The sequence below is a fragment of the Flavobacterium sp. TN-1 genome (genome assembly GCF_052828645.1).
In genome coordinates, this window is the sequence record NZ_CM128253.1 from 1137353 (window position 1) to 1152664 (window position 15312).

General features: G+C 28.6%; 12 protein-coding genes. All 12 read left to right on the forward strand.

What is annotated here, in order from left to right:
- Positions 1 to 3 precede the first annotated feature (3 nt).
- The 12 genes from ACUXZJ_RS04790 to ACUXZJ_RS04845 all read left to right on the forward strand — a co-directional run bounded on the left by ACUXZJ_RS04790 (position 4) and on the right by ACUXZJ_RS04845 (position 15224).
- The gene (locus ACUXZJ_RS04790) at positions 4 to 927 is read left to right on the forward strand and encodes a tryptophan 2,3-dioxygenase family protein (protein WP_060383547.1); all 924 of its coding nucleotides are present in this window, start codon (positions 4 to 6) and stop codon (positions 925 to 927) included.
- Between the two features lie 71 nt (positions 928 to 998).
- On the forward strand, positions 999 to 2636 hold the full coding sequence (pgi, locus tag ACUXZJ_RS04795) for a glucose-6-phosphate isomerase (RefSeq protein ID WP_060383546.1): 1638 nt from the start codon (positions 999 to 1001) through the stop codon (positions 2634 to 2636).
- Positions 2637 to 2813: 177 nt separating this feature from the next.
- Entirely contained in the window at positions 2814 to 5561 is a 2748-nt protein-coding gene (locus tag ACUXZJ_RS04800; RefSeq protein WP_446195914.1) for a TonB-dependent receptor, read from the forward strand.
- Positions 5562 to 6239: 678 nt separating this feature from the next.
- Positions 6240 to 7580, forward strand: coding sequence for a hypothetical protein (locus ACUXZJ_RS04805; protein ID WP_145902570.1), 1341 nt, complete (start codon positions 6240 to 6242; stop codon positions 7578 to 7580).
- A 269-nt stretch (positions 7581 to 7849) separates the two neighbouring features.
- Positions 7850 to 8239 carry a type IV pilin protein gene (locus ACUXZJ_RS04810; RefSeq protein WP_060383543.1) on the forward strand — a complete coding sequence of 130 codons (390 nt, stop codon included), beginning with the start codon at positions 7850 to 7852 and terminating at the stop codon, positions 8237 to 8239.
- 1 nt (position 8240) lies between these two features.
- Entirely contained in the window at positions 8241 to 8726 is a 486-nt protein-coding gene (locus ACUXZJ_RS04815; protein WP_060383542.1) for a prepilin peptidase, read from the forward strand.
- A 2-nt stretch (positions 8727 to 8728) separates the two neighbouring features.
- Entirely contained in the window at positions 8729 to 10135 is a 1407-nt protein-coding gene (locus tag ACUXZJ_RS04820) for a GspE/PulE family protein (protein ID WP_063743562.1), read from the forward strand.
- Between the two features lies 1 nt (position 10136).
- A complete protein-coding gene (locus ACUXZJ_RS04825; RefSeq protein ID WP_063743563.1) occupies positions 10137 to 12062 on the forward strand; it encodes a type II secretion system protein GspD in 1926 nt (641 codons plus the stop codon).
- Positions 12062 to 13237: a hypothetical protein gene (locus tag ACUXZJ_RS04830; protein ID WP_060383539.1), complete on the forward strand. Its 1176-nt coding sequence runs from the start codon at positions 12062 to 12064 to the stop codon at positions 13235 to 13237. Before ACUXZJ_RS04825 ends, ACUXZJ_RS04830 begins: the two co-directional genes overlap by 1 nt.
- Positions 13230 to 13751, forward strand: a complete 522-nt coding sequence (locus tag ACUXZJ_RS04835; RefSeq protein ID WP_060383538.1) for a hypothetical protein — start codon at positions 13230 to 13232, stop codon at positions 13749 to 13751. Before ACUXZJ_RS04830 ends, ACUXZJ_RS04835 begins: the two co-directional genes overlap by 8 nt.
- On the forward strand, positions 13738 to 14700 hold the full coding sequence (locus ACUXZJ_RS04840; RefSeq protein ID WP_063743564.1) for a hypothetical protein: 963 nt from the start codon (positions 13738 to 13740) through the stop codon (positions 14698 to 14700). Before ACUXZJ_RS04835 ends, ACUXZJ_RS04840 begins: the two co-directional genes overlap by 14 nt.
- Complete coding sequence (locus ACUXZJ_RS04845; RefSeq protein WP_060383536.1) at positions 14700 to 15224, forward strand: hypothetical protein; 525 nt, start codon at positions 14700 to 14702, stop codon at positions 15222 to 15224. Before ACUXZJ_RS04840 ends, ACUXZJ_RS04845 begins: the two co-directional genes overlap by 1 nt.
- Positions 15225 to 15312 lie beyond the last annotated feature (88 nt).

Consider the following 15312-nt stretch of genomic DNA (forward strand, 5'->3'; position numbering starts at 1 on the left):
AGAATGAATGATTACTCTAATTTAGTAGATAAAATAGACCAAAAATACCAATCTTTAGATCAAAAAACAGAAGCCTACCTAGAAGGGCTTCTTTGGTCTAAACCCATTACTTATTGGGATTATATTCAAACAGATGCTTTGTTAAGTCTTCAAAACCAGCGTACTATATTTCCAGATGAAAATGTGTTTATCATGTATCATCAAATAAATGAACTTTTATTCAAAATGATTTTATGGGAAATAAAACAAGTTTCTTACGCTCAAAAACTAACAACACAATTCTTTACGGATAGACTTATGCGTATTAGTCGATATTTTGATATGTTAACCACATCATTTACGATAATGGGAGAAGGAATGGACGTAGAACAATACATGAAATTCCGTCATACACTAACTCCTGCCAGTGGTTTTCAGAGTGCACAGTATCGTATGATAGAATTTTGTTCTACTGATTTAATCAACTTAATTGACTATCGTTATAGAACAACTATTGATAGAAATACTTCTTATAATCACGCTTTTGAACATTTGTATTGGCAAGCTGCTGGTAAAAATTATAAAACAGGAGAAAAATCGTATTTTCTAAAACAATTTGAAGAAAAATATAAAAAAGAATTTCTTCAAGTTATGGAAGAATACAATACAATTAATTTATGGTGTAAGTTTAAACAACTCCCTATTGAAGATCAAACTAATCCTGAATTAATTAAAGCCATGCGTCATTATGATTATACTGTAAATATTACGTGGGTGATGGGACACTACCGTGCTGCTCAAAAATACATAGATAATGGTAAAGGAAATGGTGAAGCAACAGGAGGAAGCGATTGGAAAAAATATATGCACCCACGTTATCAGCGCCGTATATTCTTCCCTGAATTATGGTCTGAAGAAGAATTAAAAAACTGGGGAGAAGAACTTTGAAAAACTAGTCGATTTCTTCTTTTAAACATTAAAAAAAATAAACCGATAAAAAAATAGAACCTTATATAAATATGATTTTGCCCTCTATAAATCCTACTGAAACAAATACTTGGAATAAATTAAAAGAACATTTCGTTGAAATACAAAATGTATCAATGCAGCAAATGTTTGAAAATGATAGTCAAAGAACAAAAAAATTTCACGTTGAATGGGATCATTTTCTTTTAGATTATTCTAAAAATAGAATTAATGATACTACATTATCATTGCTATTAGATTTAGCAGAAGAATGTTCCTTAAAAGATGCAATTAACTCACAATTTTTAGGAAAAAAAATAAATAAAACTGAAAATAGAGCCGTATTACATACAGCCCTTAGATTGCCTAAAACAGTTAAATTGCAACTAGATGATCAAGAAATTGTTCAAGATATATGGGCGGTAAAAGATAAAATAAAACAATTTTCAGAAGAAGTAATTGTTGGAAAAAGAAAAGGATATACTGATAAACCATTTACAGATATTGTAAACATAGGTATTGGAGGTTCTGATTTAGGACCTGCTATGGTAACAGATGCTTTGTCATATTATAAAAATCATCTTAACGTTCATTTTATTTCTAACATAGATGGAGACCATTCAACTGAAATTTTAAATAAATTAAATCCTGAAACAACCTTATTTGTTGTTGTTTCTAAAACATTTACAACGCAAGAAACACTTGGTAATGCCCTTGTTGCCAAAAAGTGGTTTTTAAAAAATGCAGAAGAAAAATTTATAAAGAATCACTTTGTAGCAGTCTCAAGCGAAATAAAAAAAACAGTAGAGTTTGGAATAGATTCTGATAATATTTTTCCAATTTGGGATTGGGTAGGCGGTAGATTTTCGTTATGGGGAGCAGTAGGACTTTCTGTTGTTTTGTCTATAGGTTATGAGCAATATGAACAATTGTTGTTAGGTGCTTATAAAATGGATCAGCATTTTATAAATACTCCATTTGATAAAAATATCCCAGTCATTATGGGGCTTTTAAGTATTTGGTATAATAATTTTTTTAATTCAGAAACAGAAGCTGTAATTCCTTATACTCAATATTTACAAAAATTACCTCCTTATCTTCAACAAGGAATTATGGAAAGTAATGGGAAAAGAATAAGTCGATCAGGATTTCCTGTGAATTATCAAACAGGAACAATAGTTTGGGGAGAACCTGGAACAAATTCTCAACATGCTTTTTTTCAACTAATACATCAAGGAACTAAATTAATTCCTGCTGATTTCATCGGTTTTAAAAAATCATTACATGGTAACATAACACATCATCAAAAATTGATGGCCAATTTTTTTGCTCAAACAGAAGCATTATTAAATGGTAAAAATAAAGAACAAGTACTAGATGAGTTTGAAAAGAAAAATGTAGATAAATGTAAACAAGAAGAATTGTTACCTCATAAAATATTTGAAGGAAACAAACCAACCAATACACTTTTAATAAACCAACTTACGCCAGAAACATTAGGAAGTTTGATTGCTTTATATGAACACAAAATATTTGTACAAGGAATTATTTGGAATATTTTTAGTTATGATCAATGGGGAGTAGAGTTAGGTAAGGAATTAGCTAATAAAATTTTAGATGAATTTCAAGAAAATGATTTTCGAGAACATGATTCCTCTACTTTGTTTTTGTTAAGTAAATTTACAGAGTAATAAAATTCTTAATAAATTAAATAGAAATAGTATAAAATGTGATTTTATGGTTTAAAAAAAATAATTTTTCTTTATATGTGTGTTAAAGTTTTTTTAAAAATTAACATTGCCTTAACATTGCCTACTTAAATATGTTTGAATTTTGTAGCATCACTTTTAAATCTAAAAACACAACAAATGAAGAACATGAAAAATTGGGTTTTAGTGACCATGATGTTTGTTTGTGCTCCCTTTTTCGCACAAAATCAGATCATGGGAACTATTCAAGATGAGACGGGTGCACTACCTGGTGCAAATGTAGTCATTGAAGGCACAAGACAAAACGTATCATCAGCTTTTGATGGTGGGTTTTTAATAGAAACTAAAAACACAAAGGGAAATCTATTAATTACTTATTTAGGTTTCGAAACTAAAAAAGTAGCTTTTACAGTTTCCAATGGAAAAGCTGATTTAGGTATTATAGTATTAAAAGATAAAGGAAATGTATTAGGAGAGGTTGTAATTAAGTCTACAGTAGTAGATGTTGCAAAAGATCGTAAGACTCCTGTAGCCGTTTCTACAATAAAAGCGGCTGAAATTAGAGAAAAATTAGGAACAAAGGAATTTCCAGAAATATTAGCGACTACGCCATCTGTGTATGCAACAAAATCAGGTGGTGGTTATGGGGATTCTCGCGTGAATATTCGTGGGTTTGATCAGAAAAATATTGCTGTTATGATAAACGGTGTGCCTGTAAATGATATGGAAAACGGTTCTGTTTTCTGGAGTAATTGGGCCGGTTTATCAGATGTGACTACTGCCATGCAAGTACAAAGAGGTTTGGGATCTTCAAAATTAGCAATCTCTTCTGTAGGAGGTACTATTAATGTTGTTACCCGAACATCAGATGCTAAAAGAGGAGGTACTTTATCTGCTACTATTGCTAACAATGATCATATAAAAACATTGGCATCTTATTCTACAGGTAAATTAGAAAATGGATTGTCAGCTTCTGTTTTATTAAGTAGCACACAAGGAAATGGGTATGTTAATGGAACTAAATATTTTGGACAAAACTATTTTATAGGTTTAGGATATGATATTAATGAAAAAAATAGTTTGCAATTTACATTTACGGGAGCTCCACAATGGCATAACCAAAGAAGTTTTGCAAATACTATTGCTGATTATATCAAATATGGTTCAAATGGAGAACCTAATATAAAATACAATTCAGATTGGGGATATTTAAATGGTCAAGAGTATTCTTGGGCTACGAATTATTATCATAAACCAGTAGCTTCATTAAACTATGATTTTAAATTTAATGACAAGGTAAAATTATCTTCTGTTTTTTATGGCTCATGGGGACGTGGAGGACTTACAGGATTTACAGGAAAAACACCCGTAACATTTAAAACAGCAAGCGGATTGGTGCCGTTTAATGATTTTGTAGCATTTAACAGAGGGGAATATGTTGCCTCTAGGGGGGAGTCCGTAACGCCAATAACAGGAGCACAAATTGCACCTACTTCAAATGGTTTGTATCTAACGGATAGAACTACAGGGTTTACAAGAAGAGCTAACATAAATTCACATGATTGGTACGGTGCAATTATAAACTTAAATACTAAATTAAGTAAGACTTTAACCTTAGATTTTGGTGTAGATGCGAGAACCTATATTGGTTATCATTTTAGAAATGTTGTTGATTTATTAGGCGCAGACGGTTTTAAAGATAATAGAGATATAAATAATCCTAATAGAATTTTATTTCAAACATATTCAGCAAAACCTTCTTTTAATCCGTGGAGTAATGTAAAAAATCAAGAAAGAATTGAATATAATAATGATGGTCATGTTAGATGGTATGGCGCATTCACACAGTTAGAGTATTCAAATGATAGATTTACAGCATTTTTTCAAGGAGCAGTATCACAGCAAGGTTTTAAACGTGTAGATACATTTACATATAAAGAATCAGATCCTTTGTATTCAACAAATTATAAAAATTTAATAGGAGGCAATGTTAAAGGAGGAGTGAATTTTAATATTAATGAAAAAATGAATGTTTTTGTTAATAGCGGATATTATTCAAAACAGCCTTTCTTTAATGCAGTTTACCCAAACAATCTTTCAGTACTTGCTGGAAATCTTATAAATGAGAAAATACTAGGATTAGAAGGAGGGTATGGTTTTAAATCTTCTGTTTTCAATGCTAATTTAAATGTTTATTATACAAGTTGGAAAGATCGTTTTCAAAGACAATCTGATTCAGACGTTACAAACGTAGGAGGTTATTATAACTTTAGTGGTATTCAACAAGTACATAAAGGTATTGAGCTAGAAGCAAATATAAAGCCAACTGATAATTTCACGATTAATTTAATGGGGTCTATCGGTGATTGGAGATATAAAAATAATGTTACAAGCGATCGTTTTGATGCTAATAGTAACCAAATTTCTGGAGGAAAACCTGAAACATTATATTTAGATAATTTAAAAGTAGGAGATGTAGCTCAAACTACAGCTAGTGCAGGTGTAACTTATGAAATTTTTAAAGGATTAAAAGTAGATGCTACTTATTTATATGTAGACAAGCTATATGCTAGTATAGATCCAACTAAATTTAAAGAAGCCGTTAACAAAGGAACATTACAATTGCCTAGTTATGGATTGTTAGATGCAGGTTTTTCATTCAAAACCTATAGAGTAAAAGAATCTAATGATTATTTTAATTTTAGAGTTAATCTAAACAATGTTTTAAATACAGTTTATATTTCTGAATCCAGAAGTAATATCTTTGCTGATGATCAAATAGCAAATGCTCCAATAGGTACCACTTATGCTAGTGCAAATCGCTTATATAAAGGATTGGCCGATGCAAATCAAGTTTTCTTTGGATTTGGTAGAACATGGAATTTTACTTTTTCTTATAACTTTTAATAGTTATTATTTTTTATAAAAATATAAAAGCTATTCTTGAAGTACATTGCCCTCAATGCTTATAAACATTTGAGAGCAATGTATGAAAAGGGAGCTTTTTTGTTTGTATTAATTTGAAAAACAACTTATTTATACAACAAAAAAGGAAATTGAAAGAATATTTTATAAGGACTACTTATAATTATACCTTTTAAACTTGAAATTTCCTCATAATAATACTTTTTTAACCTCGAGACTGTCCAAAAAGTTTACAATCTTTCATTTCGACCAAAGGAATAAATTACATAATATTGATTATGAGACTCCTCCTTCGTAGTGACAAACTGTATGTTGATTTAGGCACTATCCTACAAAAACAATAAAAATTAGTGTTGGTTCTCGATGCGTTTCGCGCTCGAACTAACGATGATTTCAATTATATAATCAACCATTTGTTCGAGTTGTTTTAAAATAAAAAAACATATCGAGAATTTTACTTTTTAATTCAGTATATTTTAAGTTTAAATGGTATTAAATAGAATTGGTAGAAAAATTTACTTTTTGATAATTTTTAAAGAAATGAAATAGTGTTAAAACAACATTTTATAATCTATAGAGTGTATTTATTGCTGTAATTCATTCCTTAATAAATTGTTCTTTTTTATAATTGTAATACTTTTGTGGAAAAATAAATAAATAATGAAAAACAACAGATATGTTTGTACGTTTGTAACCATGATGTGTTTTAGCTATGTACAAGGACAAACTTATAATGGAGCTAGTAAAACTTTACAACAAAAACCAAAGAATGTAGAAGTATCTTCTAAAAAAGAAGAAATTAAGACTGAAGCCTTAATTGGAAAATCAACCCCTGATATTAAAAATAACGTAACTTTAGGAATAACAAATTCAACAGTAAAACTAGAAGTAGATAGTGAAACAGAAGGAATTTCAGGACTTAAATTGACACAATTAAAAAGTACAAGTTCAACATCACAGCCTAATGGGAAAGCTTTAACAGTAGATAGTCAAGGAAATGTAATATTAACTCCAATGTCTGGTTCAGCAGGTACATCTTCGGATATTTATGGTAATGATGGTACTCTTCAAGGAGATAGAACCGTAAATATGGATAGTAAAAAAATAAATTTTATAAGTACTTCAAATGGTAATTCTGTTCTAAATATTGATTCTAAGTCAGGAAATATAGGAATAGGAACAAATGCTTTATATTCAAAATTAGATGTTGCAGGTGGTTTGCCAGATGGGCAAACTTTTGTTGATGTAAATGACAGAAATAATAGGAGTAGAATCATAAATGCTGGTTACTCAGTAAGTACTTCTGGAGTAGATAGAACTCTTCAATTGTTTGATTTCCCGAAATCAAATATAAATCCAAACGAATCATCTTTTTGGTTTAGTTTAACTGATAGGTCTGATGCTAGTCGTTTTATAGTGGAAGCAAGACAAGGAGGGTATGGATATTTTAAATTTACTGATGCAACACAAAAAGATTGTTTTACTGTTTCTAATAATGGTGCTGATTTTGTGTTTTTAGAAATGCCTAAAAAAGATACTCACGTAGTACTAGGAGGTGCGCAAGCTTGGCCAATTGCGCATACTTTTTGGGTTAAAACAGGTTCCTCTAAATTTGATAGTGATGTCTTTGTAGATACACATATTGGTATCGGAACTGATAAATTTGTAGATCCAGTTGATAGTAATAAAGATTATAAACTTTCTGTAAAGGGACGTATAAGAGCAGAAGAAGTAAAAGTATACAATACTTGGGCTGATTATGTTTTTGCCAAAGATTATAAATTACGTAGTTTAGATGAAGTAGATACTTTTATAAAACAAAATAATCATTTACCTAATGTGCCATCTGCTAAAGATATTACAGAGAAAGGATTAGAATTGGGTGAAATAGCTAAAGTACAACAAGAAAAAATAGAAGAACTTACTTTGTATTTAATCCAACAAAATAAAGAAATTCAAGAACTTAAAAAACAACTAAAAGAAGTATTAAATAAAAAATAATTTTTATTTCAATAAAAAGAGTGGTTTAAAAAGAGGTAATCTTCTCATTTCGATTAAAGCACAAAATTACATAGTATTGATAATGTAACTTTGCCTTTCTTCGAGGTGATAAAATAGATCCCAAGTTGTTTCTTTTTAGATGCTTACTTTAGAGTTTGTTTCTGATAAAAAGATTTTGATCACATTTTTTCAAATACAATTCCTGTTTTTGCCCCGAAAATTCACTTAAATTTATGAAAAATAAGTTTTTATCCTTCAATAAGCACTTGATGGTCAAAGCATACTCTTTGACGGAAATACTCATTGTGCTTTGTATTATTGGTATATTATTATTAATGGTGTTACCTAATCAAACCTCGGTAATAAGTCAAGCAAAATCCATTGAAGCTCAAGCCATGTTAAATCAAGTATATGGTTTAGAAAAAAGTTATTTTTATAGATATTCTAAGTTTTCAGGAAATTTAGATGAACTAGGATTTGAACAAGAAAAAACGGTAGATGAAGGAGGACAAGCCATGTATAGAGTTGAAATAATAGAATCATCCAACGAAAGTTTTTTAGCAAGAGCTACTGCAGTATCAGATATGGATGGTGATGGAAGTTTTAATACGTGGGAAATTAATAATACTAAGTTATTAACCGAAGTTACTAAAGAATAAAGTGAATTTACTTTTATATTGGGGACTTATTTTAGCTTTGTTATTTCTTTTTTTTCAAGATTTAAAACATAGAGCAATACATATTACCTTGCCTTTGTTAATTATAATTATAGGATTCTCTATACCTCCATTTCCTTTTTACTTACGAATGAAAAGTACTCTCATTAATTGCGTGTTCTTTCTTCTTATTTTTGGAATGATGGTTTTTTATATGAGAATTAAAAATAAAAATTACTCAAATCCTTTAAATACTTATTTTGGTTTAGGAGATGTCTTATTTTTTATATCTATAGCACCTCTTTTTGAATTACAAAAATTTTTAGTATTTATTGTAAGTACGATGTTATTTTCAATTACTCTTTATTTTATATTTTTAAAAAAAAGACAAACAGAATCTATTCCCTTGGCGGGTTTTTCCGCTTTGCTACTAGTATTCGTATTATGTCTTAAATTATTTTTTAAGCCTTATTCACTATTGCTTTTCTAATTATGGAGGATACATTCGTTATTGATTCAGAAAACCTTTTGGCTATTTCAAGTGAATTAGCTAATCATTATCGTGTAATCCCGAAGCAAGTAAAAACTGATTGTATTGAATTATATGTTGACAATATAAATCATAATTCAAGTATTGAAGAGGAATTAGAACTTTTAACAGGTAAAAAAATTCTTCTTTTTAAGGTAGATACAGATGTAATAAATAAAGGCTTATCTATCTATTATCGGAAGGAACGTATTGATATCCAAAAAAAGAATTTTAATGTTGAAAAAAATGATTTTTTAGAATCTCTACTAGAAGAAGCAAAGGCATTAAAGAGTAGTGATATTCATTTTGAAGTGTATGAAGATAATGCCCGAATTCGGTTAAGAATTGATGGTCAACTTATAGAAAGATATAAGATAGAAAAAGAAAATTATCTGGAATTGGTCAATAAAATAAAAATCAAAGCTAAACTTAATATTACTGAAAAGAGGTTACCACAAGACGGACGTATTACAAATGAATCTTTTGATATTAGAGTATCAATTTTACCAACGCTTTTTGGTGAAAAAATAGTAATGCGTTTGCTAGGGCAAGATGCTTCAAATATTGACTTGAATGCTTTAGGTTTTAAAGAAGATGAATTACAAAAATACCTTCAAGCTGTAAAGAAACCTAATGGTATAATTTTGATAAGTGGTCCAACTGGGTCAGGAAAAACCACAACGTTGTACGCTACTTTAAAATTATTAAATGATTCAAAAAGAAACATTGTTACGGTTGAAGATCCGATAGAATATACCCTTAAAGGAATTAATCAAGTTCAACTGAAAGAAGATATTGGACTTACGTTTGCTTCGGCTCTCAAATCGTTTTTACGTCAAGATCCAGATGTGATTATGTTGGGAGAAATTCGAGATTCAGAAACAGCACTTATGGCCATTAGAGCTTCGCTTACAGGACACCTTGTTTTGTCAACTATTCATACAAACTCCGCAATCGGAACCATTTCGCGTTTAGTTGATATGGGAGTTCCAGCCTATTTAATTTCTGAAACCTTAAATCTATCGGTAGCACAACGATTGGTTAGAAAACTTTGTGAAAATTGCAAACAAGAAACAAAAGTAGACAAAGACGATTTTCCAGTAAGTTTTCATTTCCCATATCCATTGGAAAAACATTATAAAACACAAGGCTGCAATCAATGTTTTCATACAGGATATAAAGGTAGAACGGCTATTTATGAAGTAATTAATATAGATAATAAATTAGCTACAGCAATAAAACATAATCATATAACGGAGGTGTTTGAAAATAATAATAACCATCAAACATTGGCTTATAAAGCCTTTGCCCTTTTGGCAAAAGGAAAAACTTCGTTAGATGAAATTTACCCAATTTTAATTACCCAATAAAATGTTTAAAAAAATTATTTATTTCCTTTTAGGTATTGTTTTATCCCATTCAGTTTTCGCTCAACAAGACTTAAATCAATTAAGTTATAAATTGGATGAACTATCAAAACAAAAAAAAGGAATAAATGAAGTTTTGAAAATTAATGTTTCAGGACTTTCTTTACATGATTTCATAGCTTCCATTGCAGAAGAACATCAACTTAATATTGATGTAGATACTGATCTAAATCAAACGGTAGTTAATAATTTCTATGATGTAACAGTTAAAGATGTTTTTCTACATTTAATACAAAAATATGATTTAGAAGTAGGTTTTTTGAATAATATAATCGTTTTCAAAAAGAGAAAAGAAATTAAAATTATCGAGAAAAAACAACCTAAAAACATTGATGTTACTTATAATAAAGAAAATGATTTTCTTTCTTTGAAATTAGAAAACGATTCTCTTCCTGCTGTAGCAAAAGCAATCATAGATAAATCTGGAAAGAATGTGGTTTTAGCTCCAGATATAAAAGGACTAAGAGTATCTTCTTACATTCTAAACAGACCTTTTGAACAGGTTATGCAAATGATGTCTAAATCGAACGATCTAGTTGTTTCAAAAGATGAAAATGGCTTTTTCTTTCTAGAAAAAAATAAAGAGCCTAATAATAACGGAAATGCTTATGGAATAAATAATAATGTCAGAAATAAACAGGCAAAAGCCAGCCGAGGAATACCAGGATACTATGATGTTTTATTAGATAAAACAGGTTTTTTAAATATAAATGCAGATCTTGCAGATGTAAATGATCTTCTGACAGAAGCAGCTGAAAAATTACATATTAATTATTTTTTGTATAATAAACCTGAAAACGAAAAGACTAGTCTTTCTGTGGAGCATATAACATTTGATGATTTATTAGAACATGTATTTAAAGGCAGAAAATACACCTTTAAAAAACAAGATAATTTATATCTGATAGGAGAATATGCTACTGAAGGACTTAGAGCTACTGAAATTATTCAATTAGAAAATCGTTCGATCGAAAGTGTACAACAATCCTTACCAAGAGTTTTTGCTGAAAAACTTGAAATTAAAGAATTTGTAGAATTAAATAGTTTGATTGTTTCAGGGTCCAAAAAAGCAATTGACGAACTTCGTCTTTATTTAAAACAAATTGATAAAGTTGTACCTATGGTACAAATAGAGGTAATTATTGCTCAGTATAACAAAGGATATGATATTCAAAGCGGTTTTAAAGCAGGACTTTTAGCAAAAGGACAAGCTCCTATAGGAACTTCAGGAACTTTATATCCTACAGCCGATATGTCATTAAATAGTACTTCAATAAATAGTTTAATAAATGCTTTTAATGGTTTTGGCTTATTTAAAATAGGAAAAGTAACGGAAAGTTTTTACGCTAATTTAAAATTACTAGAAAATAATTTAATACTAAAAGTAGAATCAACACCTAAAATAGCAACAATCAGCGGTCATGAAGCCAAACTTGCAATTGGAGAAACTAGTTATTATTTTGAACAAAATAATCAGATTTTAAGTAATAATAATATAGGGAATAATATATTACAATCAGGAACTTGGAAACCAACAGATGCTAACTTAAGTGTATCAATAAAACCTTTTGTTTCTACAGATGAAAATGTAACTCTAAATATTGCAGTTGAAAAAAGTTCATTCTTAGGTAGAGCAGGAGAAAATGCCCCTCCTGGGAAAGCTACACAAAAATTTGAATCATTAGTAAGGGTTAAAAATGGAGAAATGATACTACTTGGAGGACTAGATGAATTAAAAAAAGAAAATTCAGGAACAGGTGTCCCTTTGATTTCAAGAATCCCTGTTTTGAAATGGTTTACAAGTAGCCGAAAAAAATCAAAAAATGATTCAAAACTTCATATATTCATTAAACCAACCGTTGTATATTAATGCTACAATACCTTACCCAAATAATAAAAATTAATAAAATAAATATCATTGGCATTGTTAAAAAAGAACATGCTGACGTATTTCATGTATTGACGGTCTTCAAAAAAAGAAATAAGCTTAATATATTAAATTCTAGAACTTTTGATAGTTTTGAAAAACTTTGTAAAGCAACTGATGTGAAAATTCCTGTTGTTCTATCAATTGATGGTAAAGGGATATTAAACAAAAAAGTAGATAACAATAATGAAATAGATATAAATTGGCTAAAAACAATTAATTTTGATAGTATCTACCACACTACTTTTCAAAATGAAGAAATTCGTTTTATGAGTTTTTCTAGAAGTATTTTGGTAGAAGAAAACATACAATTTTTTCAAGCAAATCATTTTCAGGTACTAGATGTATATATAGGAGCTTTTCCTGTAGCCTTTCTAAAAGATTATATACACATAAACACCATAAAAGCTGGTGAACTAGAATTGATTTTTGAAGAAAATAAACTTGAAAGTTTTCTTAAAAACAATAAAACTACTTCCATTCAAGTCGGAGAAGATACTCTTTTAAGCAGTCATTTACCTCTATACGCAAGCGCTATACATTTTTTCTTACAACCTGAAGAAATTACTAAAACCGAAAATAAAATTAATTTAGAAGAAGTAATTTATCAAAAAGCTTTTAATAAACTAGCTGTTATTATGCTAGTCTCTTTTTTTACCTTACTCCTCTTAAGTTATACCTCTATACAATATTTTAATAAAAAGATAAGCGAACTTAATTTAGAAGTCATCTATTCAAATCAATCCTATAAACAAATTAAAAAATTAGAAAAAAGGAGAGAACAACAAATGATGATTGTAAATGAATCAGGAATAACTTCAAATATTTTTATATCACATTACGTGTTTGACTTATTGAAAATAGTGCCAAATGATATGAAATTAAATGAGCTAAATTATGCTCCTGTAGATAAAGAAATTAAAATAAATAAAAAAATCTTAATGACTCCTAATACTTTTTTTATTAAAGGGCATACACAAGAAGAAAAGGTTTTTAATAATTGGCTAACTGATATAAAAAAACTTAGTTGGGTAAGAAAATTTGAGATTGTCAATTTTAAAAAAGATAAAAAAAATAGGTTACAGTTTGAAATAAAAATCATAACACATCATGTTTAATCAGTATTCTTTCAAACAAAAATTTAAAGCATTATTAGTAATACTTTGTTTGTTATCTATTACTGCTTATAAACGTTCTTTTAGCCAGTTAATAGGCTCATATAAAGAATATAAAGCACTTATAGAAAAGACGCAAGAAATAAATGCCAAAACATCAGGTTTAAATAAATTATATAATGACGTTGCCAAATTAGATCTATTAATTGGTAAAAGCGGAAAAGAAAAAGAAATTATACAACAAGAAATTATTGATTTTTTAGCAAAAAACCATTCAGAAATTGCGATACACTCGATTCAACCTATTCATTTTTTTAAAGATGAACACCTTTCAATCATAACAAATAGTATAGTTCTGTCAGGAAATACTAATCAATTACTAAACACAATTTATAACTTTGAAAATAATTTTCAAAGCTCAAAACTTGTAAGTTTACAGTTTTTTACAGAACAAAAAAATGATAAAGAAGAAAAATTATATTTAAAACTTATATTTCAAAATTATGAAGGTATTTAATAGCGTATTATTTTTGTTTTTTGCTATAAGTATTACAGCGTGTGATGATATTTTAGAAAAAGACATTACAACTGATGTCGTAAATGTTTTAACACCAAAAGAAGGGAGTGTTATAGAAAGTAATATAATCAGTTTTCAATGGGAACCACTTAAAGGAGCCAATAAATATCGGTTACAAATAGAAGATAAAAATGCACTTGTAATAAAAGATACAATAACCACTAAAAACTCTTTAAAACTCCCATTACTACCTGGTAAATACAAGTTTAAAATTAGAGGAGAAAATCAAGGATATGAATCGAAATATACAATCTCAAGTTCCTTCGATATAAAATTACCAACCAGTTTAGAAAACCAACTCGTAATTCTAAAAAGTCCGTCCAATGGTTTTTTTACTAATAGGAATAATTTAATATTAATCTGGGATCCTATAAAAATAGCAACTACTTATACTCTAGAATTATATGACGTGACCAATAGTAATTTATTATTGCTTTCTAAAGAAGGTCTAACAACACCAACTTATGTTTTAGATGCAACTGTTTTGAAATCAGATGCCCTTTATGAATGGAGAGTAAAAGCTATAAATACAACGTCATCTACTGATTTTAATAAATCTACGTTTTCATTAGATACAACTCCGCCAAACGCGCCACAAAATCTATTACCTAATAATGCTGAAACACGTAAAGTGAATTCTACCGTAGAACTTAGTTGGAAATTAGATACTGATTCTGGGACCATTAAATCACCTATTGATTATTATATAATTGAGTTTGCAACGGATGTTGATTTTACTAAAAATTTTGAAAGCCAAATTACAACTACGACAAATTACCAAAAAATATTTACTGCTACAGCTACTTATTTCTGGAGAGTAAAAGCCAAAGATAAAGCAGGAAATATAGGATCTTTATACAGTAAACCAAATAGTTTATTAATAAATTAATGATGAAAAAAAAAATAAACGTGATCCTTTTAATAGGTGTTTTAGCGTTATGGGGAACTGTAATTTATAAATATATAAGCCATTTCTTTCAAGACAAACAAATAGAAAACAATTTTGAAAATAATATTACTATAAAATTACCAGATAAAATTGAAAAGGATACTTTTCTTCTAGGTTCTCTTTCAATAGACCCTTTTTTAAAGACGGTTAAGGTTATTAAAATTGAAAATAATAAACCACAACAAACAAATATAACGACAAACCTATTAAAACTTAAGAAAAATGAGATAAAACCTATAAAACCAGTCAAAGTAATTGAAGAAAACCCTTTTCCAGATATAAAATTTTATGGTTACATAAAAACCCAAGGAAAAGCAGAGGAACTAATTTTAATAAAAGTTAATGATAACCTATTTAAAACTCGATTAAATACAGAGTGTAATGGTGTAGTAATAAGAAAAATATACCGAGATTCTTTAGAAGTAAAATTCGAAAAAAGAAAACGGATAGTAGTTAGACAATAATTTTTTTATTTATAAAAATGATATTTTAAACATTTTATTTTTTTGTATGATTAAATAGATTTAGAATAAGAAAGTATATTTAGTTAAT